Origin of the sequence: Moraxella macacae 0408225, assembly GCF_000320365.1 — a bacterium.
Classification (GTDB): domain Bacteria; phylum Pseudomonadota; class Gammaproteobacteria; order Pseudomonadales; family Moraxellaceae; genus Faucicola; species Faucicola macacae.
Genome location: NZ_ANIN01000001.1, coordinates 877,288 through 899,129 on the forward strand (window position 1 = coordinate 877,288; position 21,842 = coordinate 899,129).

Genomic DNA, 21,842 nt, shown 5'->3' on the forward strand with positions numbered 1-21,842 from the left:
CTGCACAATTTTTTTGACAATATGGCATTTTTTGTTATTATTGATGGGTTATTTTTTGACTTTTGAAGAAGGGATTTATGAATAAGCAACCTATTCGTTTGGCGGTTTTGGGGCTTGGTACAGTTGGTACTGGGGTGGTGCGGTTATTGCAAGCAAATTTTGCTGAAATTAAGCGTCGCACTGGGCGTAACATTGTGATTACCCATGTTGGTACGAGGCGTACGCGTGATGATATTGACAAACATATTAAGCAATCGGCGGATTTGTTACAAATCGTAGTAGCTGATGATGTGGATATCGTGGTGGAGGTCATCGGAGGGACGGGCGTTGCCAAAGATGTGATTATTGAGGCGATTAAGCACGGTAAACATGTTGTTACGGCAAACAAAGCATTGTTGGCAGAGCATGGCAATGAGATTTTTGCATTGGCGGATGCACACCAAGTAAAAGTTGCCTATGAAGCATCGGTGGCAGGCGGTATTCCGATTATTAAAATTGTGCGTGAGGCCTTATCAGCCAATAAAATTGATTGGTTGGCGGGGATTATTAATGGCACGGGCAATTTTATTTTGACTGAAATGCGTGAAAAAGGACGCAGTTTTGCAGATGTGCTTGCTGAAGCTCAAGCATTGGGTTATGCAGAATCTGATCCGACTTTTGATGTTGAAGGAATTGATGCAGCTCACAAACTTACCTTGCTTGCATCGATTGCGTTTGGCATTCCGCTACAATTTGACAAAGTGTATTGTGAGGGCATTACCAAAATTACCACGCAAGATGTCAAATACGCAGAAGAATTGGGTTATCGTATTAAGCACTTAGGTTTTGCGGTTCGGCGCGAACTTGACAATGGTGAACAAGGCATTGAATTGCGCGTGCATCCAACGTTAATTCCTGCTGATGAACTGCTTGCCAATGTCAATGGCGTAAAAAACGCGGTGCTTGTAGATGCACACCCAGTTGGACAAACCATGTACTACGGAGCAGGAGCAGGGGCGGGTGCAACAGCCTCGGCGGTGATGGCTGATGTAACCGATATTGTGCGTATGCTAAATAACATAGGCGAAAACAGCAACCCAAATTTTGTGCCACATTTGGCATTTTTGCCACAACACCTTGATAACACAAGAATTTTATCATCTGATGAAATCATTTCAGGCTATTATTTGCGTGTACAAGTAAAAGACGATGTGGGAGTTTTGGCAAAAATTACCCATATTTTAAGCCTATTAGGCATTGGCATTGATGCAATTTTGCAAAAGCCTGCTCACGAACTTGGCGAAGTGCCAATTATTATTATGGTTGACCCTGTTTTAGAGGGCAAAATGAACGAAGCAATTGCCAATATCGAAGCGTTAGACAGCGTGGTGGATAAAGTTGTGCGCATTCGTTTAGATGAACTGGTTGAATAAAAAGCAAAACATGAATAAAAAGCAAAACATGAATAAGGAGCAAAACATGACTGACATTCGTCAATTACAACCAACAAATGTTTGGCAATGGTTTGCCGATATCTGTAGCATACCGCACCCAACATTTCACGAACACCAATTGGCTGATTTTATTATCAATAAAGTCAATACCGATGGGCAAAAATTTGGTTTAACCATAGAAAAAGATTCTGTAGGCAATTTATTAATTCAAAAACCGGCCAGTTGTGGCATGGAGCAACACGCCCCTGTTGCTATTCAAGCCCACTATGATATGGTTGCACAAAAAGGCACAAATTCTGTGCATAATTTTGAAACCGATCCGATTGAAACAATGATTAAAGACGGTTGGGTATGGGCAAATGATACCACGCTTGGGGCGGATAATGGTATTGGTTTGGCAATGGCCTTGGCGGTGGCGTTTAGTGATGATATTGCCCATCCGCCCCTGCGTTTGATTATTACCAGTGAAGAAGAAGTTGGTATGGGCGGTGTGCAAGGCTTGTCATCTGATTGGCTACAAGTGCCGTATTTGTTAAATTTGGATTCAGAAGATAGCGGTGAGTTGTTTATTGGTTGTGCAGGCGGGCGTGATATTACTTTTAGCAAAACTTATCAATCTCAACCGTTGGATTTAACCAAGCAACCAGACTTAACCAAGCAAACGCTGGATTTAACCAAGCAACCAGACTTAACCAAGCAAACGCTGTTAACCCTAAAAGTATCAGGCCTACAAGGCGGTCATTCGGGCATTGATATTCATAAAGGCGTTGCCAATGCCAATTTGTTACTGGGGCGCGTGCTGTCGGTGGCGTATCAAACAGCACCGTTTGGATTGGTATCACTACACGGCGGGACACTTAGAAACGTCATTACGCGAGAGGCCTTGGCGTTATTGGTTGGCAACAAACAACAGTTACAAACAATTGTCGATCAAGAATGTGAAATTATCAAAAATGAGTTACAATTTTCTGAAGAAAATTTAAGCATTGAACTAACCGAAACCGATATTGAAATCGATGTACAAAGCCATCAGCAAACAGAATTAACCGTTTTATCCACTCAAGACAGCAAACATGTGATTGATTTGCTAAACGCCATACCAAACGGCGTGATACGCATGAGCGATAGCTTTGTTGGCGTGGTAGAAACCTCGCTAAGTTTGGGGGTGTTGCGATTGGATCAAGGCGAGCTAAGCGTAAAATCACTGATGCGATCGCTTGGTGAAAGCCAAAAAGATGCCCTAGCACACAAAATCCAAGCCTTGGCGGATTTGGCAGATGTGTCGGTGGCGTTTAGTGCCGATTATCCAGGTTGGTTGCCTGATCCAAATTCGTATTTATTACAGCTTGGACAGCGGATTATGCAGGATTATTTTGGCCATGCTCCAAAAATTCAAGTCATTCATGCAGGGCTTGAGTGTGGTTTTTTAAAGGCAAAAGCACCAAATACCGACATGATTTCGTTTGGCCCTAATATCCGATCCGCCCACTCACCAAAAGAACGCGTGGAGATTGACAGTGTGGCACAAAATTTTGCTGTGCTGCTTGAGTTTTTACAAGCCTTGCCAAAAATGGCTTAAATTGTGATAAAAATTGGCAATGTTAAAATGAAGCAGGGGTGGGCGTGATTGGATTTTTAGAAAAGTTATTAAAAGGACGAGAAGTTGCGTGGAAAAGTTTGGGCGAAATTGCCGAAATTGGAACAGGTAATTCTAATAGACAAGATGAAAACGAAAATGGAGAATATCCATTTTTTGTGCGTTCAAAAACTGTTTTAAAATCCAATACTTATAAATTTGACGAAGCTGCAATTATTATCCCCGGAGAAGGTGGCGTTGGAGAAATATTTCATTTTATTGATGGCAAATATGCATTACACCAGCGTGCATATCGCATTCATATTATTACAAAAAATTTAGAACCGAAATTTGTTTATTATATTATGCTTAATGATTTTAAAAACTATATTTTAAATCGCTCTGTTAATGCAACAGTAACATCAATCAGAAAACCAATGCTTGAAAACTTTAAAATCCCCATTCCTCCCCTAGATGTGCAAAATGAAATTGTGCGTGTATTAGACAAATTCACTGCGTTAAATAGTGAATTAATAAAAGAACTTGATTTGCGTAAAAAGCAATATGAATATTATAGAGATAAATTGTTGACTTTTGGTGATAAAGTGGAGTGGAAAACATTAGATGAAATTTTTACTATTTTTGCAGGCGGTGATGTGCCTAAAAATGCATTTAGTAAAATACAAACAAAAGAATTTAATATTCCGATTTTATCAAATGGCATTAATGAAAAATCACTTTATGGCTGGACAAATGAAGCAAAAATAAATCAACCAAGTTTAACTATTTCCGCTAGAGGCACGATTGGCTGGACAAGTTATCAAGAAAAACCATTTTTCCCAATTGTGCGTTTATTGGTTTTAACGCCTAAAATTGAACTAAATATAAAGTTTGCTTATCATTTTATGAAATTAATTGAAAATGATTACAAAATTCCTAAATCTGGCATTCCGCAATTAACCAAACCGATGATTAAAGATTTAAAGTTTCCACTTCCATCAATATCAGAACAACAACGTATTGCCGATATTTTGGACAAATTTGAAACGTTAACCAATTCCATAACAGACGGTTTGCCAAAAGAAATAGAGCTAAGAGCAAAGCAATACGAATATTACCGCGAACAACTGTTAACTTTTGGTTAAAAATTTTATTGACAATATTTAATTATACAAAAAATTAAACACCGCTTGGCGATACAAAGGAATGTCAAACAAAAAAGAGTCATGCCCATAGGGTGCGTCAATATTGATGTAGCTGACAGGTTTGGCATTACTGATGAGAGCATTGACAATTTCTTGTGAACGCTCTGGCGGAAAACGCCAATCGGTTGTAAACGATACCACCAAAAACTGGCAACTGGTGTGAGCTAATGCTTGTGTTAAAGCATCATGATCGGAGAGGTTTTCATAATTGGCTACCACGCCTCGTGCAGGATCAAAATAATCCAGTGCTTTTGTCATCAGCAGGTATGAATTGGCATCAAAGCGCGTGCTAAACTGTTCGCCTTGATAACGCAGATAGCTTTCTACCTCAAAATCCACATCGTAATTAAACTTTAATTTGCCTGTTTTTAAATCCCGGCCAAATTTTACTTTCATTGCTTCATCGGTTAAATAAGTGATATGTCCAACCATGCGTGCCAATATTAGGCCGCGTTTTGGAGTTTTGGCTTGTTTTAAATAAAAACCATCGGCAAAATCAGGATCGGATAAAATCGACTGGCGTGCCACTTCATTAAAGGCAATGTTTTGGGCGGATAGTTTTGGCGTACTGGCAATTATGACGCATTTTTTCAGGCGTTTTGGAAAATCAATTGCCCATCGCAATGCTTGCATACCGCCCATAGAACCGCCCACCACAGCATGCCACATTGTAATGCCAAAATAATCCGCCAACATCGCTTGAGTGGTTACCCAATCTTTTACCGTAACCACAGGAAAATCCGCTCCAAATGCTTCATTGGTATCAGGATTAATACTGGTAGGCCCTGTCGAACCATAGCACGATCCGATGTTGTTGAGAGATACCACAAAAAACCGCGAGGTATCAATGGCACGCCCTTTGCCAATAAAATTATCCCACCAACCTGCTTTTTTATCATCAAGATTGTGATAGCCTGCTGCATGGTGCGAGCCTGACAGAGCATGACAAATTAAAATTGCATTGGATTTATCAGCGTTTAATTCACCGTAAGTTTCTACCATCAAATCAAAACCATCTAAAGTTTGCCCGCTTTCTAGGGTCAAAACCTGTCCAAAATGCACTTTTTTGGGTGTAACGATACCGACTGATGTGGGATCTGGGTGCTGCTGCGTGGTTATATCAAAACCATCTTCGTATTTTTGTTGTAAATTGTGTGTCATAATTTTATCCAAGGCGTTTTGTTGGCAGTTTTTAAAAGCTAATGGTTATAAAATGAATGATTAAAACCAAGCAGTTGTTCGCGGTAATATTCATATTGCTTGGTTCTAAGTTTTATTTCTTTTGGTAAACCGTGAGAAATAGAATTGGTTAGGGTTTCAAATTTGTCTAATATTGAAACGATTTTTTGTTGTTCTTGTAATGATGGAAAAGGCAAACGCAAATCAGCAAAAGCCGCTAAATTTAAATTTTCTTGCGCACCGCTTGTGCTTTTTTCTTGCAATGTTGATTTTAAAGATGATAAAAGATATTCAACATATTTTTCACTGGTTTTATTTGGGTCTGCAACAAATCCAATAACGCTATCAGGAAAACATGCATCAAAACCTAATATTGACGTTTCGGCTATATTGGCTGCAATGGTGATGCATAATGTGCCTTTTTTCCACAATTTACTTTGTTTTAAACCAAAATCAGAATAAGTTTGAGTAAATTTTTCAATAACATGCCCTGCGTTTCTAATATCACCAGTTTGCACAAATGGTATTTCTCCGCCGTATAAACGTGCGTCATTTCTAGGTCTGTGTTTTGATTTTCCACGCCCAAAATCAATTGCAACTTCATTGAGTGTTTTATATTCCACTTCATCGCCAAAAGTCAACAATTTATCTCTATAATAATTATACTGTTTTTGCCGCAAAACAAACTCTTTATTTAATTCGCTTATTAATTCATCATTTAGCGCGGTATATTTATCCAAAACGCGTACAATTTCATTTTGCACATCTGGGGGCGGAATGGGAATTAATAAAGTTTTCAAATTACTCGCATTTAGTGCAGGAATTCCTGTAAAAGTGCAAAGCTCATGAATTCTTGATTGCAAATGCAATAAAATAAAATATAAAAATCTAACATTTAAAATTTTATTGTTATTCACCGTAACCGAATAATTTAAATTACCTCTAAAATACTTGCCATCTGTCCAAATAATTGAACCAACACCCACTCCCCTTGATGTAATACCAATTGGGTTATTTTCAGTATTCCAATTATTATAATAACCAAGCGGTTCTTTTCCGCTATTGATAACTGGATAAATACCTATATTATTTGCAATTTTATTTTTGCTAATTGCTTGCCCTGTTTTTATTGTGGAAACCTCCCCCAAACTTTTCCACTCAACTTCTCGCCCATTTAACAATCTTTCCACAAACCCAATCATGCCTTGCCCTTATTTTTATCAAACGCAACCGTTAAATCTTAAATGAATGCTTAACCAATGTCAATGATTTCAGCAGGATCCAACCTTGTTGTTAGACGATTGTTAATCAACAAATTTTAACCAATAAAAAACCCTTTAATATGGCTTAAAGGGTTTTTTAACAATTTTAATAAAATATTATTTTTTACGGCTTGCAAAAGCACCAAAACGTTTGTTAAAGCTGGCAACACGCCCTTCGTTTTGTGTTTTGCGTTGTTCACCTGTATAAAATGGGTGAGAAGCACTTGATACATCAAGAGCAACGTATGGGTATTCTTTGCCTTCGTATTCACGCGTGTGTTTTGGTTTAATGGTCGAACGTGTCAAAAAGTACACATCGGCATTGGTGTCGTGAAATAATACTTCGTTATATTCTGGGTGAATGTCTGTACGCATGGTGATCTCTTTTGGTTTGGTTCTGCCTTTTGGTCTGCAATTGGTATTGTTTGGCATAAATTCATCAATTACCCAAAAACCCAATTGATTAAAGCCAACACAGAACTTAAGTTTCGGTAAAAGTCAATATTCTAGCTAAAATTTAGCAAAAAATCAAGTGGTTTTGTGGCGTTTAATTGCCAAATTTCAGGTTGTTTTGGTGCTATTGGCGGATTTTTTACCTCGATTAACATTTTTACCTCGATTAACAACAGTTCATCACGGCGAAATACATGACACAGCACGGTTTTGGTGGGCGGATGTTTGGTTAGGGCTTGAAGATTTTTTTCACAAGCCTTAATGCCATCAATTGCAACGATAACATCATTGGCACAAAACCCTGCAAAACTTGCTGGGCTATTGCGTAACACGCGTTGAATTTTTAAGCCCATTGGATCACTCATGGTTTTTAGCCCCCAACCGATATTGTCGGATTGTTGATTAATCGTAACGCCATTTTCGCTTAACAATTCATACAAGGGCAACTCGGTCAAACCGTCAATGTAATTGGTGCGAAAATGTTGCCATTGTTTTTCTGAAAGAAACTTACTCATTAGTTCGTCTAAATTGTTATCGCTTAAAGCCACACGCTGATCGGCGGATTGCTTGGCTTGCTCATAATAGCTGCTAATAACCTCAAACAAACGCTTGCCTTGTCGCTTTAAGGTCAAATCAAGGCATAATGCTACCAATGCTCCTTTGTTGTAATAGCTAACCGATGCGTTGGCGGTGTTTTCATCAGGTCGATACAGTTTTATCCATGCATCATAACTGGACTCGGCAAGTGTTTGTAAATTACGTCCTTGAGTTTGAAAATAACGGTTAATTTGTTTGGCCAATAAGTGCAAATAACTGGTTTGTGAAATCACGCCACTTGCTTGTAGGACAAAATCATCAATATAACTGGTAAAACCCTCAAACACCCAAAGTAATGACGATGGTGCTTCATGACTAAGCAGTTGCTTTAAATCAGGGTGCATCATCACATCGGGGCGGACGGTTTTAACCCACCATGCGTGAAAATATTCATGACTGCATAAGCCTAAAAAAGTTTGATAAGCCTCGCTGGGTTCATTTTTTTCATGCAATGAGGGCAAATCAGTGCGTGGCGTAACAAGACTTGTACTTGACAAATGCTCAAGGCCACCGTACTCATTGCCTGTTGCACAAGTCATAAACGTATAATCGTCAAACGGTGTTGTGCCTAGCCAATTGACATAAAATTGACAAATTTTGCTAATATCATCATGCAGTCTTTCTAAATTGGCTGTGTGTTTGCCTGATAAAATAAATCGGTGCAAAATCGATTGGCGGTTTTGGTCAATCACCAAAAAATCAAAACCGTCTTGCACAGCAATTTCAAACGGTGAGTCGGTTAATTGTTCATAGTTTTTGGCATTGAGTTGATAAATGGTTTGAGTGGGTTGTTCGTGTATTTTTTCGGGCAAAGCGGTTGCTAAAGTTGGTTCAAAACCTTGGTGATAAGGTGCTTGTAAAAAGGCATTTGGACAAACAAGTTCAGCCAAAATTGGCAAATCCTCCTGTCCAAAAACCGCCACAGCAAGCGATGTAAAATTGCCATACAGCCGTGTTTGGTCAATATAAGCGGTGCGCACCGACAAATCATAGGCATAAACTTCGTAATTTAGGGTAATTAAATCACCTTGTTTTGCCAAAATTTGCCAAGCATTTTTTTGGATTTTGTGGCAACGCTGAGTTTTATCGTTAATATTTGCCGTTAAGGCGGTAATGTTTTTGGCAAATTCACGCACCAAATAACTGCCTGCGATCCAAGTTGGCAACCAAACGGTAGGATTATCCATATGGGCGGTAAATTTTACGGTTACATCAACCAAATGCTCATGAAAGCGTTTAAAATCAAGAATATAATGAACCAAAGGCATATTTTTTCCTAATAATTGTGATAAATAAAAATAATTGTGATAAATAAAACGATTATAACCGATTTTTAAAATTTTAATTGCAGTTTTTGGGTGAAAAAATTTCAAAAATCCATTAAAATATAACCGATTAGCAAATTTTTAACCAACACAGGCAACGCTATGGCAATTACCAAAACCACCCAAACTGTTGACAATCAAGGCTTTTTTGCGCGACTGTGGCAGGGCTTTTTAAAAACCGTTGGTACAAAAGAGTTTTACCGTATTTTTGCACCTTGGGTTAAGTATTTATCCATAATTGCGTTGTTGTTAATTACGATTGGTACGGTGTATGGTTTGGGTTTTGCCCCTGCGGATTATTTGCAAGGCAACAGTTATCGGATTATTTTTATTCATGTGCCGGCGGCTACGCTTGCAATGTCGATTTATTTGGCATTGGCAATTTTAGGGGTGATTTATTTGGTTTGGAAAATTAAAACCGCAAGCCTTGTTGCTCAAGCAATTGCACCAATTGGCTTTATTTTGTGTGTGTTAAGTTTGTTAACAGGATCGATTTGGGCGAAACCGACGTGGGGAGCGTACTGGGTTTGGGACGCAAGGCTGACATCTATGCTGATTTTGGCGTTTTTGTATGCAGGGGTGATGGCCTTGTTTGTAGCTTTTGAACACACAGCAAATCGTGGCAAAGCGGCGGCGATTTTATCCATTGTTGGGGCGGTGAATCTGCCGATTATCAAATATTCGGTGAATTGGTGGAATACATTGCACCAAGGGGCGACATTTACCATAACCGAACGTCCAAAAATGCCCGCCGAAATGTGGCTTCCATTGTTAATTATGATGATTGGTTGTTATTTTTTGGTGGGGGCGTTGGCAATTTATCGCACAAATACGCTGATTTTACAGCGTGAAAGCAACAAGCAATGGGTGATTGATGAAGTGCGACGTTTAACAAAAAAGTTGGAAAATTAAGATGAGTTTTTATTTTGAAAGTTTTACAGAGTTTTTAAGCATGGGTGGGCATGGTGTGTATGTTTGGGCAAGTTATGGCATTAGCTTTGCCTGTTTGTTGGGTGTGATAGTGTATAGTCGCAGCCAACGCCAAAACATGTTAAAACAGATTCATAACCAACAAATCCGACAAAATCAACGCCAACGCACAAACTAATTGTAAGGTTTGCCAAATTGTTTGACAGTTTAGCCAATACGTTAGCCAATAAGATTAGCCAACAATACTTAATTAACAAACAAATATAACTTAACAAACATAAATTAACAAACAAACATAAATTAACAAACAAACATAAATTAACAAACAAACATAAATTAACAAATAAGCAAAGGTGTTCGCTATGGCAATGAATGCAGTGCGTCAAAAAAAATTGATGTGGGTGATTGCAACGCTGCTTGGGGCGGTGATTGCAGTGGCATTGGTGATTTACGCCATTGGACAGCAGACCGATTATTACTTTGATCCGACCGATATCCATGCAGGAAAAGCCCCGCAGGAAACCAGAATACGTGCAGGCGGTATGGTGGTGCGCGGTAGTGTCATGCGTGATACGCACGATCCGTTAAAGATAAATTTTCAAATTACCGATTATAAACAGACTGTGCCTGTGAGTTATCAAGGAATTTTACCGGATTTGTTTGCTGAAGGTTCTGGTGTGGTAGCAACAGGACAAATGCAAGGCAAAATTTTTGTTGCAAGTGAGGTTTTGGCAAAGCACGACGAAAATTATATGCCTCCTGAAGTGGCAAAATCGTTAAAACAACAGCACCAAGATCGCGGTATTAATACCAATCAAGACCAGTTTATGCCTGCAGAGCCGATTAAGCAATAAACTTACCAAACAATAAGTCTATCGAAAAATAAGCAAAAATGTTCGGTTGTGTGGCGGTATTTTAAAAGTAGGTTTAACATACCGCCACTGGTTTTGATTGTTGCGAAAGCTGTTTATAAAAACTGTTTATAAAAACTGTTTAATTATAAAAGCTACTCAGCAAAATCCTCTGGCATTTCTTCGGTATCGTGATGGTTTTCAGTAACTTGAGTTGGGCTTGATAATTTAATTTCACGCACTTTGGTTTCAATTTCGTGGGCAATGTGTGGGTTTTCTTGTAAAAACACAATGGCTTTGTTGCGTCCTTGTCCGATTTTATTGTCATTGTAACTATACCAAGCGCCTGATTTTTTTACCAAATCCAACTCTACGCCAATGTCCAGCACTTCACCCAAAAAGTTGCTGCCCTCGCCGTATAAAATGTCAAATTTGGTTTCACGAAAGGGCGGTGCAAGTTTGTTTTTAATCACTTTCACTTTGGTTTCGTTACCGATAATTGCATCGCCGTCTTTGACCGAACCGATACGACGAATGTCCAAGCGCACTGATGCATAGAATTTTAACGCGTTACCGCCTGTTGTGGTTTCAGGTGAACCGAACATCACGCCGATTTTCATACGCAACTGGTTAATAAATATCACCATGCAATTGGAGCGTTTGGCATTGCCTGTAATTTTACGCAGTGCTTGGCTCATAAGACGGGCTTGTAAACCCATGTGGCTATCACCCATTTCACCTTCAATTTCCGCTTTTGGAGTTAAGGCGGCAACTGAGTCCACAACAATCATATCAATTGCACCTGAACGCACGAGCATATCGGTAATTTCCAGTGCTTGTTCTCCATTGTCAGGCTGCGTAACGAGCAAATTGTCCACGTCCACACCGAGCTTTTTGGCGTAAATTGGATCCAATGCGTGTTCGGCATCAATAAACGCACAGGTTCCGCCTTGTTTTTGGCATTGAGCAATTGCTTGTAAAGTTAGCGTGGTTTTGCCTGAACTTTCAGGGCCGTAAATCTCAACGATACGCCCTTTTGGTAAACCGCCAATGCCTAAGGCAATATCCAGTCCAAGCGAGCCTGTTGGTATCACATCAACCACTTGACGAGCCGACTCATCACCAAGGCGCATGATGGTATTTTTGCCATAGCTTTTTTCAATCTGAGCCAAGGCTGCAGCCAAAGCTTTTCCTTTGTTTTCGTCTATTGAGTCATCTTTATTTTTTGGGTTTAAAGCCATTTAATCACCTGTATTAACCTTATGTGAATATAACTTATGTTAATGTAAATTATGTTAATGTAACTTGTATTAATTCAAAACGAAATAAAGTCTTATAATAACAAATTTTTGCCAAAATAAAAGTATTATTTTGACTGTTAAGCACTGCTTTTATTGGCAAACATTTTAGCAAATTTTGTCAAAAATATGTATTAACTTGTAATTGGTGGTTGATTTATTGGCAAAATACCTATAAAAAATGGTAAACTATCCTTTTTGTTATTTGTAGCATTTTATTTTATCCTTTATTGATCGTAAATAAGCGAATTTGTATGAAAACAACATGGCTAAAATACACATGGCAAGCGATACTTGCAGCGGTGGCGGTGTTTATTTTTTATTTAGCCATGCGTGCGTTATACCGATTGACAAAAACCGTTGATGTGCAAGAGGTGTTATTGGCATTGCAGGGCATTCCTATGTTGCATCTTATGATTGCCTTGTTCGTGGTGGCGTTTGGTTATGTGCTGTTAACTTTGTATGATGTGATCGCCCTGCGTCAACTTGGCAAAAAATTCCCTTATCCAAGTGTGGCATTAACGTCATTTACCGCTTATGCAATCAGTCATACCGTTGGAGCAAATTTGGTAACTGCAACGGGCATTCGCTATCGTCATTATCGCAAATCGGGGCTGGATCATAGCGAAATTGCCAACATTGTTTGGCTCGTTTCTATGGCGTTTACCTTTGGCATTTCTACTTTGATTGGTTTGTCGCTAAGCCTTCACCCTGAAATTACGCTACAATTGTTGGGTGAATTGGACAAATCCTTGGGTTTTTTTGACAATGTGGTGTATATTCGCGGTTTGGGTTTGGTGATGTTGGCGTTGATTGCTGGTAGTATTATTTTTGCAGGCAAAAATGGCCGTCATATGGTGCTAAAAGGTTGGCGTTTTGATCTGCCTCCTGCGAAGGTGTTGATTCAACAGATAATTATTTCTATTTTGGATTTAAGTACTGTGGCATTGGTGCTGTATTTGTTGTTGCCACCATCTGATCACATCAGTTATTTGGCGACTTTTTCGGCGTTTATTCAGTCTATGGCGGTTGGAATTTTAAGTCATGTTCCAGGTGGTTTAGGGGTGTTTGAGGTAACGATGATCGCTGCCTTACCAAATGTTGATAAAGCCCAAATGTTGGCAGTTTTGCTTGTGTTTCGCTTGATATATTATATTTTACCGTTTTTGGTGGCTTTGTTTTTGTTAATTGGTTATGAGGTGTATTTGTACGCCAAACCAAACGCTGGGGCAAATGATGGCAGTCGTTTTTGATTTTTATCTAATTTTGCTAACAACTACTTTTGCAAAAACCACTCCCTAAAAGGTAAGTGGTTTTATGGTTCAACGGCGTTATGATAATGAATAATGTTATGATAATGAATAATCTTACCATTTTGCCAATAAAATCGATCCGTTTGTGCCTCCAAAGCCAAAACTATTGGAAATGACATAGTTTAAACCACTGACTTGTCGAGCGGTATTTGGTACATAATCCAATGTACAGTTGGGATCTGGATTGTCTAAATTAATCGTTGGTGGCAAAACTTGTTGTTGCAAGGTTTTGATACTAAAAATCACCTCGACACTGCCCGCCGAACCGAGCAAATGTCCCGTCATAGATTTGGTGGAGCTTACGGCAAAATTTGGATTATTGCCAAATAAGCTGGCAATTGCGCGACTTTCTGCCACATCACCCAGTGGGGTGCTTGTTCCATGTGCATTGACATAGCCAATTTTATCCGCCTCAATGCCTGCATCGGCCAATGCCAATTGCATGGCGCGTTTTGCTCCAGCGCCATCTTCAGGTGGTGCGGTGATGTGTGTGGCATCATCGCTCATTCCAAAACCTGCTATTTCTGCCAAAATTGTTGCACCGCGAGCTTTGGCATGACTTAAGCGTTCAAGTACAACAACGCCTGCACCATCACCAAGTACAAAACCATCGCGATCTTTGTCAAATGGGCGACTGGCTTTTGTGGGCTCATCATTGCGAGTTGACAGAGCTTGCATAGCAGCAAAACCACCCATACCAAGCTGATTGGAAGCTTTTTCGCTGCCCCCTGCAACCATTACATCGGCATCACCATACGCAATCAAGCGACATGCCAATCCAATCGCGTGTGTTGATGTGGTGCAAGCGGTTGCTACTGCTAAGTTTGGCCCTTGAATGCCATGTCGAATTGCAACTTGCCCTGCAGTCATGTTAACAATTGCTGATGGAATAAAAAACGGTGAAATTTTGCGAACGCCGTCATGAATGAGTTTGTTGGCATTGTCCTCGATGTTGCTAATGCCTCCAATGCCCGATCCAATCACAACACCGATCCGTGTCGGATCAACATTTTTGACTGTTTCAGCTTGCAATCCGTCGATAAGGCCTGCATTTTGCAAGGCTTGGGCGGCGGCCGCTACGCCGTATTGCACAAACATATCATAACGGCGAGCGTCTTTTGCTGACATATATTGGTTTACGTCAAAATCGTTCACAAGTCCTGCAATTTTGGATCGTAAATCTTGCGTGTCAAATGCATCAATTGCGCGGATACCGCTTTTGCCTGCGACAATGGCTTGCCAACTGCTATCCACGTCCAATCCCAGTGGTGTAATTGCTCCCATGCCTGTAATGACCACGCGCTCATCATCGCTGCGTGAAAAATGGGGTGTTTTTTGACGACTTGTCATAGTGCTTCCTTTTATTGTCAAGAAAAAACCATATTAAAACAGATTTTTGTCTGTTACTTAGTAAAATTTTGTTACAATTTAGGCAAAAATTTAAGCAAAACACACAGTGCCAAGCACCACTTTTTTATTTGCTCCTGTAACGGCGGGTAAATTGCCTGTTTCACCGATAATTGTTTGACGAGCAAGCCACGCAAACGCCATGCTTTCTACCAGTGTTGGCAATATGCCAAATGCTTGGCTGCTGTTTATTTGCCAATCGGTTAAATTTGCTTGTAATCGTGCCATCAAATAGTCATTTAAAGCCCCACCGCCACACACCACTAAGGTTTTTTTAACGGCAAATGGGTGCAAATGTTTGGCAACACTCACCGCCACAAGTTCAGCTAAGGTTGCTTGTATATCCGCTGCTTGGACAGTTTGATTAAATTGACGGTTAAAAATTTCTAACTGGGCATCAAGCCACGCCAGATTAAATTCTTCGCGCCCTGTAGATTTTGGCAAATCCTTGGCAAAAAATGAATGGGTTAACAGCTGATTTAATAAAGGTGCAATGACACTGCCTGATCTTGCCCACGCACCGTTTTTGTCAAAACGTGCACCTGTGTGTCGTTCGCACCATGCGTCCATCAGTAAGTTTGCAGAGCCGGTATCAAAACCCAATACCGTTTCGCCCAAAATGGTTAAATTGGCAATGCCTCCCAAATTTAACACCGCTCCAATTGACTGTTTGCCAAAAATTGCCTCATGAAATGCAGGGACAAGTGGCGCACCTTGACCGCCAACAGCCATATCACGGCGACGAAAATCCGAAACCACGCTAATGCCTGTGCGTTCAGCAAGCACATTTGGATCAAGTAATTGTAAGCTAAAATGCCAATGGGGGCGATGACGTACGGTTTGTCCATGACAACCAATTGCGTTGATATCGCTTGGCGTAAGCAGAGCTTGATTGAGCAGGGCATGAATCACGCCACTGGCAAATTCGGCATAAAACACACTTGCCCACCCAAATACATCAAGTTCACTGACAAAAGCCAATTGGTTGGCATGGATAAATTCATCTACGCCATTTGGTGTGCTTAAAGCGAGCAATGCATCGCGTAAATCATCAGGAAAGGGTGTGCTGATACTGTCTAATATTTCAATTTCGCCTGTGTCATAAAATTGACAAAGCACCGCATCTAACCCATCAAGGCTTGTGCCACTCATCATACCGATGAAATATGGTGAATTTTCAAGGCGTTGCTCCATAGCCTCGCCCATAATTTCACCAAAATGACTAAAAAAGTTGTCATCATCAAAATTAATATTGTTCATTGTTTGCCTGATTTTTGTTGAGGTTATATTGAATATGTTTTAAACCCTATTTTAAACCCTATTTTAAATAATATTTAAAATATGTTTTACATAAGGTTTAAAATTTTTATTGAAAATGTTAAACCCATTGCTGTTGTTTTCTTATTGTTGTTTTATTGCTGTTGCTTTAAGCCAAACACATCATGTCTTGTCAAAACTTCCATCGCCCAGTTTTTGTGAGTGGCGGGTTCTAGCATGGTGTTATCCTGTTTGAATACGGCTTTGGCATCGGCATGTAAAATTGCCCCAGCTTGGGTTAATTCATCGGCTGATACCTGAAAGGCGTTTTGGACAATTGCAATTTGGCTGGGGTGAATGACGGTTTTTCCCACCAAGCCTAACGCCACATCTTGTTGCACTTCGCTATTTAATAATTCAGGCTTGTCTAAAAATTCACACACCGGAGCGGTCAAATAAAAACCATAGGGCACAAAACAGCCTAATAAGCGATAAATCAATGCTCCAATTGGCGATTGATACAAGGTGATATCTTGTGGTCGACGCAGGCGCAAACAGGACAACAAATCATTGCCCCCGATGCGCAATGCCAAAATTTGTTGGGTAAAACTTTCGGTTAGTGCAATTGCCAATTCATCGTTGTGTGTTGCATGAAATATCGAGGCGGTTTCTAAAGTTGGCATCAAAAATTTTGCCTTATCCAAATGTTGGGTTGCTAACCGCCAATTTGCAAGGCTTGCCATATCTACTTTTGGCAACACAAAACCATCTACCATCTCAATCTTAGCCACCTCCACCAATTCACGCAACATTTTGGCATGTCGTGGACGAATAAAAACCAGTGGGCGCGGTAAAAACAACTTAGGGTTGTCAGTTTGTTGCTGTTGCCAGTTTTTTAACAGGTTTTGTAAATTTGTCAATGCCCTTGCGACATCATTGTCATGTATAGAATCTTCAAGACAGATAATAATACTATTAATATTTTCTAATTTTTCGCGTTTGATAACTGCCAAAATATCCAAGCGGGTTGCAGGCATATACAGGCTTGCCCCTAAATGATAGGGGTGTAAACGTGGCGGTGCAATTGGCAAAATCGTATGATTGGGTAAATTTAAAATCGTCATAAGGGCTCACGAAATGTTGGCGGTGTTATTGGTATTTTTAATCAGCGTAATTGCTTGATACGGTGCGATTTTATCACCAACCACATCAATTGCAACTGCTTTTTGCTCACACAAATATCTAAGCAGCATGGTATCTTGGTTGTAGCATTGCACCAATACTCGATCGGGGTTTCGCCTTAATACCGCTCGGGTTGCTTCAGCAAGCGTTGGTTTTATCCGATTCAGATTGTCAATGCCAAACTGTTTTGCCAACTGTAAAATCAAGCCTTGCGTAGCAAAACTTGGCTGTGGTTTTGGGATTAATAAGGGCAATTTTTGTAAATTTGCCAAATTTTGTTGAATTGTTTGTAAAATTTCATTGATAAAAAACAAGCTATTATCAAATTTTTCTAAATTATCATAATACAGACAACCGTGAAAATCGTTTGGGTTTTCATTGAGTAAGGTGCGTGAGATTAACCCAGATACCGTGCTGTTTAATAAGCCAGCTGGCATAAGCCAATCATCATGACTGGCTGATAACCACGCCACATTTGCAGGATCGGCTAATGTAACCAAGGGTATGGTTGGATTGTGTTTGGTTGTTTGTGGGCTAGGTTTAAGGTTTTGATGAAAAATATTGGCAAAAAATGGGTGATGGTTGTGATTAAATTCTGCCAAACTTTGTTGTAATTCACCATAAATTGCCCCTTTGCCCGTCCAGCCGTCCACAAATAACAATGGACTGTCAGGATACGCTTGTAAAATTGTATGCAATGCCTGTTTGTCCAAACCACGATCGCGGATAATGCTTATTCCAAAATGCACAGAGGTTAAATTACAACCCATGGATTTGTCAGCAAAAATTCTCTGTAGCAATACACCAATTGGTATTCCTGCTCGCACAAGACTTATCAACACCAGCGGTTTTTTGTTAAATTGATGGTTGGCAAATTGTTTGTGCAAGGTTTTGGCAAGTTGATAAATCTCGGTTGCCATGCGTGATTTTCCCATTGCTAACGCCTGCAAAAATAACTGCTGATGCGTATCGGTTGGTGGCTCTTCCAATGTTAACATTTGGGAATAATGCCGCTTGCCTGACTGAATAAGCTGTTCTTTTTTGATCACATCTGTGCTATGAACTTGTTGTTTTGACAATTTTTTTAATAAAAAATTAACATCTGTTGGCAAATAACTGCCAAAAAATACAGGCTGAATTTTCACTTTATGGCTCTTAGTTTGATGGTTTTGATAGTTTGATGGTTTTAACGGTTGTCAATTTTGGCAAATTGTGTGTGCAGTTGCCCACGATTGGGCGTGCCATACCAATCCAATATTTGCAAAAAAGGCAGATCTGCTACACTATCACCAAAACCAAAACAAGGGCGGTTTTTATCCAAATGTTGGTGCAATAGGTAATTGACCGCGTGTTTTTTATGAATAAATTTCGGTAAAATTGCAAGGTTATTGGTATTTAGGTGAATGTAAAAATCATCGGTAAAATTTGGTAAAACCGTGCTTAAAATTGTGGGTAATTGCTGACAAAAGTTGGCTAATTTGGTTTCGTTGCGTTGCTTGTGTTTGATTGCCAGATAAATCAGTGTGCGATCGTTGTGATTAAATTTATCATCGTGCAGGGTTAATTGTAATTCCAGTGCTTGTTGTTGGTTGATTTGTGTGATGAATTGGTTTATGGTTAAAATGTTGTCTTGAAAGTCATTTAATTGGGTATAAATCTGCTGTTGCCAAACGCTGTCAATTTGTTGCTTGGGTGAGACAATCACCGCTCCGTGGGTTAACACTTGCCAACTGTGAAAGGGAAGTTTTACACGCAAAATTTCATTGCTGTCTCTTGCGGTAACTGGAATTAGCTCGGTTGTCTGACTTAGCCAGTTAAAAAAGTGGTGTTGTTTTTTGCTAAAAAAACTTAATGCTTTGCCTTGTTTGTTCACACTTGCAACGGTCAAATTGTCGCTAAGTGGTTGCGGTTGGATTTTGCGTAAAGTTTGAAACAAAGTATCGTCCAAATCCATTAAAGCGTATGGACGATTTTGTGGGCTTAAGGCATAGGGGGTAAATGTATCGTAAATGGTGATGTTGTGCATTGGCTAGGCATTGTGCATTAGATGTGCAAGTTTACTGTTTAAGGTTTGCTGTTTACTGTTTAAATTGGTTTATTGTCCAAATTCTTGAGCGGTTTTTTGAATGATGTCTTCTGTAATTTTGACTTGTTGCTGTGCCAATTTTTTGGTCAAGTCGCTTGTTTTGCCAGCGATGGATTTGCCCACTGGCGAACTGTACAATTCGGTTAATTTTTGAAGCTCTTCTGTGGTTAAGGTTTCGGCGTAAATATTGGCAAGTTGTGAGGTGTAGTCGACCTGATTAAGACGCTGTTGTAGTTTATTAAAAAACTCTTTTGGGGCATAAGGCAGGCTTTGCTTCATTTGTTGAATGACAACCTTGTTTGCTTCTTGTATTGATTGGGTGGAGCCATCGATAGCAATCAATTGTTTTGCTGCGTTTAATTTTTCTTGTGAGATATTGGTGGTGATGGCATGGCTATTTATAGATACCATTAAGCCTAGGAATACTGGTACTAAGAATGTTGGCATAATGCTATAAGTTTTCATACGAGACTGCCTTAATGATAATGTTATTGCTTAATTTTTTATCGTGCAATATCGATTTTATAGCCCTAAAATGTAAAAATTTTAGGGTTTAAATCTTAAGGTTTTTGGTAAATAAATTTAGCAAAATTGACACTAAAAAATTGACACTAAAATTGGTAAAATTATTTGATTTTTTTCCAATTTTGATCGCCTTTTAGGGTAGAAATGGTTAAATCCTTACCGTTAACTTTGATTTTGGCGGATACTGAAAAAGGCCAACGCGGATCTTTGGCTTTGCCTTTATATTTACCATCGCCTTGGGCGGTTAAGTTTTTTAGGACAATTTCACCTTCATATTTTTTGGCTTTTTCAGTGTTGCCTTCGATGATTTTGCCTGTGAAAGTGTTGTCTGATTCCGATTGGCTGATTTGAACTTGGGCTTTGGCCTGGCCATCTTCGTAAGTTTGCCATACGCCAACAATTGGATCATCGGCTAATGCTGAAACGCTTAAGGCAACTAAACCTGTGAAAAGTATGGATTTGGTAGATAGTTTCATAACAGCTTCCTTGTGCGAATGATTTTAGCGAAATGATTTTAAAAATCAATGACCTAAAAAAATAATGGTTTAAAACAATGGTTTAAAAATTTGGATTTTGTTATAGCATTATAGCCAATTTTTGGACAAGGTAAAACATTTTTTAACAATATTTTTCTTTAATTTTGTTAAATCATGTTGCTCTGAATTTGCCAATCGACTTTTGTTTGGTTTAACTGTTTAATTTTATTAACTTTTTGGTAAACTAATTAACCATTTGAATGCTTCTAATAATAAATTGATAAAAAATCCAAAAATTTCATAATCTTCGACGTTTGTTTGGTTTTTTGCTGGGTTGTTAAGATTTGCATCAAGACCGTCAGTTGGTAACGGCATAGCAATTTGTTGCACATTGATAGGCACGCTTGGCATTGCATGAATTCCTGTGCGCAAGGCAAGCTCTTCTAGGCTAATCACCTCCAGATATTGGCTGTCATCATTGGGAGCAAAATATACGCCTGCTTGGTTAAGGCTTGGGATATAAATTGCTTTGTATAAATGGGTTGGCACAAGGATTTTTTGATTGATTTTTTTGACATTTTTACCAATAAAAGCCGGCCCAGTTACCACATAGGCTTCATTGTATTTTAAGGTTAAATAACGTGTGCGTGATTCGATACTTCGCCAAGTTTTGCGATTGTTGTCAGGATTTTGTGGTACGATATTGGCAAGGCTAAAGCTGTCGTATTGTTGTTCGGTGGTTGCCATATCACCATTTGGGGAAAGATGGCCACGGTCATAAGGCTGTTTTTTGTAGTCATGTAACGTGGCTTGTATATGAATTGGTAGGCGTTGCTCGGCATGAAAGTTATCTTTACGCTCTAGTAAGCCAGCTTGTTCAATTCTATCGGCAGTCAAATGTTCAGCTGACCATAAGGCAATTTTGGCATCTGCTGAATAGCCTATTGCAAAACCGCTAAAACACAAATAATAAATTTCTAAAGGTTTGTTGTTGATGATTTGTGGGTTTTGATTTTGATAATAGTGTGCAGGGCATTCATTTAGGTGTTTTTGTTGGTAATAATGATTGTCTTGTTGTGTGGTGTCGGCTGTAGCAGCGGCTGATACATTGATAAAAACCATTGTTATCACAAGCAAAAATGTTGTAACAAACAAAAATCCGACTGAAAAAATCCGAGAAATCATAATAAACCAAAAATAAAAATAAAAAATAATTGCTAATTATACATGACAATTGGCTTTTTTTTAGGTAAAATATGCACGCTTTTAAAATTTTTTGGTGAAGTGGCTGAGTGGTCGAAAGCGCACGCCTGGAAAGTGTGTATACGTTTATAGCGTATCGAGGGTTCGAATCCCTCCTTCACCGCCAAATTAAACCGTTTAACAACTTAAATCGTTTGACAACATCGTAAAAACAAACATCGTAAAAACAAACAAAGAATAAAAAAAGAACGCTTGTATGAAACGTTCTTTTTTTATTTACAAAA

20 protein-coding genes and 1 tRNA gene are annotated in these 21,842 nt (G+C 39.2%); 8 read left to right on the forward strand and 13 right to left on the reverse strand.

Translation table 11 applies throughout. The features are described from left to right. The first annotated feature begins 77 nt into the window (after window positions 1-77). From MOMA_RS04000 to MOMA_RS04010, 3 genes are read left to right on the forward strand one after another with little or no spacing between them, the layout of a single operon-like run. Window positions 78-1,412 (forward strand): homoserine dehydrogenase, encoded by a 1,335-nt coding sequence (locus MOMA_RS04000; RefSeq protein ID WP_009767326.1) that lies wholly within the window; start codon window positions 78-80, stop codon window positions 1,410-1,412. A gap of 46 nt (window positions 1,413-1,458) precedes the next feature. Then, window positions 1,459-3,012, forward strand: coding sequence for an aminoacyl-histidine dipeptidase (locus MOMA_RS04005; RefSeq protein WP_009767327.1), 1,554 nt, complete (start codon window positions 1,459-1,461; stop codon window positions 3,010-3,012). Window positions 3,013-3,050: 38 nt separating this feature from the next. Beyond that, on the forward strand, window positions 3,051-4,154 hold the full coding sequence (locus MOMA_RS04010; protein WP_009767328.1) for a restriction endonuclease subunit S: 1,104 nt from the start codon (window positions 3,051-3,053) through the stop codon (window positions 4,152-4,154). Window positions 4,155-4,172: 18 nt separating this feature from the next. Here the strand turns inward: MOMA_RS04010 and metX are convergent, their stop codons facing one another. The 4 genes from metX to MOMA_RS04030 all read right to left on the reverse strand — a co-directional run bounded on the left by metX (window position 4,173) and on the right by MOMA_RS04030 (window position 8,973). Next, window positions 4,173-5,375 (reverse strand): homoserine O-succinyltransferase MetX, encoded by a 1,203-nt coding sequence (gene metX / locus MOMA_RS04015; protein WP_009767329.1) that lies wholly within the window; start codon window positions 5,373-5,375, stop codon window positions 4,173-4,175. Window positions 5,376-5,413: 38 nt separating this feature from the next. Next, complete coding sequence (locus MOMA_RS04020) at window positions 5,414-6,595, reverse strand: restriction endonuclease subunit S (protein WP_009767330.1); 1,182 nt, start codon at window positions 6,593-6,595, stop codon at window positions 5,414-5,416. A 177-nt stretch (window positions 6,596-6,772) separates the two neighbouring features. After that, a complete protein-coding gene (locus tag MOMA_RS04025; protein WP_009767331.1) occupies window positions 6,773-7,030 on the reverse strand; it encodes a type B 50S ribosomal protein L31 in 258 nt (85 codons plus the stop codon). Window positions 7,031-7,161: 131 nt separating this feature from the next. Continuing rightward, window positions 7,162-8,973 carry a M61 family metallopeptidase gene (locus MOMA_RS04030; RefSeq protein WP_040625049.1) on the reverse strand — a complete coding sequence of 604 codons (1,812 nt, stop codon included), beginning with the start codon at window positions 8,971-8,973 and terminating at the stop codon, window positions 7,162-7,164. A 159-nt stretch (window positions 8,974-9,132) separates the two neighbouring features. Between MOMA_RS04030 and MOMA_RS04035 the strand changes: the two genes are divergently transcribed. The 3 genes from MOMA_RS04035 to ccmE all read left to right on the forward strand — a co-directional run bounded on the left by MOMA_RS04035 (window position 9,133) and on the right by ccmE (window position 10,814). Continuing rightward, complete coding sequence (locus MOMA_RS04035; RefSeq protein ID WP_009767333.1) at window positions 9,133-9,942, forward strand: heme ABC transporter permease; 810 nt, start codon at window positions 9,133-9,135, stop codon at window positions 9,940-9,942. A 1-nt stretch (window position 9,943) separates the two neighbouring features. Then, window positions 9,944-10,138, forward strand: coding sequence for a heme exporter protein CcmD (gene ccmD, locus MOMA_RS04040; protein ID WP_009767334.1), 195 nt, complete (start codon window positions 9,944-9,946; stop codon window positions 10,136-10,138). Window positions 10,139-10,328: 190 nt separating this feature from the next. Further along, a complete protein-coding gene (ccmE, locus tag MOMA_RS04045; RefSeq protein ID WP_040625050.1) occupies window positions 10,329-10,814 on the forward strand; it encodes a cytochrome c maturation protein CcmE in 486 nt (161 codons plus the stop codon). Between the two features lie 152 nt (window positions 10,815-10,966). Here ccmE and recA read toward each other — a convergent pair whose 3' ends face one another. Beyond that, complete coding sequence (recA, locus tag MOMA_RS04050) at window positions 10,967-12,019, reverse strand: recombinase RecA (protein ID WP_040625052.1); 1,053 nt, start codon at window positions 12,017-12,019, stop codon at window positions 10,967-10,969. Window positions 12,020-12,363: 344 nt separating this feature from the next. Between recA and MOMA_RS04055 the strand changes: the two genes are divergently transcribed. Then, complete coding sequence (locus MOMA_RS04055) at window positions 12,364-13,362, forward strand: lysylphosphatidylglycerol synthase domain-containing protein (RefSeq protein ID WP_009767337.1); 999 nt, start codon at window positions 12,364-12,366, stop codon at window positions 13,360-13,362. Window positions 13,363-13,476: 114 nt separating this feature from the next. Here MOMA_RS04055 and fabF read toward each other — a convergent pair whose 3' ends face one another. The 8 genes from fabF to MOMA_RS04095 form a co-directional block, all read right to left on the reverse strand. Beyond that, window positions 13,477-14,772: a beta-ketoacyl-ACP synthase II gene (gene fabF, locus MOMA_RS04060; protein ID WP_009767338.1), complete on the reverse strand. Its 1,296-nt coding sequence runs from the start codon at window positions 14,770-14,772 to the stop codon at window positions 13,477-13,479. A 90-nt stretch (window positions 14,773-14,862) separates the two neighbouring features. Next, a complete protein-coding gene (locus tag MOMA_RS04065) occupies window positions 14,863-16,089 on the reverse strand; it encodes an anhydro-N-acetylmuramic acid kinase (protein ID WP_009767339.1) in 1,227 nt (408 codons plus the stop codon). 152 nt (window positions 16,090-16,241) lie between these two features. Then, window positions 16,242-17,210: an HpcH/HpaI aldolase/citrate lyase family protein gene (locus MOMA_RS04070; protein WP_009767340.1), complete on the reverse strand. Its 969-nt coding sequence runs from the start codon at window positions 17,208-17,210 to the stop codon at window positions 16,242-16,244. A 6-nt stretch (window positions 17,211-17,216) separates the two neighbouring features. After that, a complete protein-coding gene (locus MOMA_RS04075; RefSeq protein ID WP_009767341.1) occupies window positions 17,217-18,413 on the reverse strand; it encodes a cysteine protease StiP domain-containing protein in 1,197 nt (398 codons plus the stop codon). 41 nt (window positions 18,414-18,454) lie between these two features. Then, a complete protein-coding gene (locus MOMA_RS04080; RefSeq protein WP_009767342.1) occupies window positions 18,455-19,294 on the reverse strand; it encodes an HAD hydrolase family protein in 840 nt (279 codons plus the stop codon). A 69-nt stretch (window positions 19,295-19,363) separates the two neighbouring features. Next, on the reverse strand, window positions 19,364-19,819 hold the full coding sequence (locus MOMA_RS04085) for a DUF2059 domain-containing protein (protein ID WP_083874837.1): 456 nt from the start codon (window positions 19,817-19,819) through the stop codon (window positions 19,364-19,366). A gap of 161 nt (window positions 19,820-19,980) precedes the next feature. Next, window positions 19,981-20,355 (reverse strand): DUF2147 domain-containing protein, encoded by a 375-nt coding sequence (locus MOMA_RS04090; protein ID WP_009767344.1) that lies wholly within the window; start codon window positions 20,353-20,355, stop codon window positions 19,981-19,983. Window positions 20,356-20,583: 228 nt separating this feature from the next. Next, window positions 20,584-21,477, reverse strand: a complete 894-nt coding sequence (locus tag MOMA_RS04095) for a DNA/RNA non-specific endonuclease (protein ID WP_152411762.1) — start codon at window positions 21,475-21,477, stop codon at window positions 20,584-20,586. Window positions 21,478-21,633: 156 nt separating this feature from the next. Here MOMA_RS04095 and MOMA_RS04100 point away from each other — a divergent pair. Continuing rightward, window positions 21,634-21,724, forward strand: a tRNA-Ser gene (locus MOMA_RS04100). Window positions 21,725-21,842: the final 118 nt, after the last annotated feature.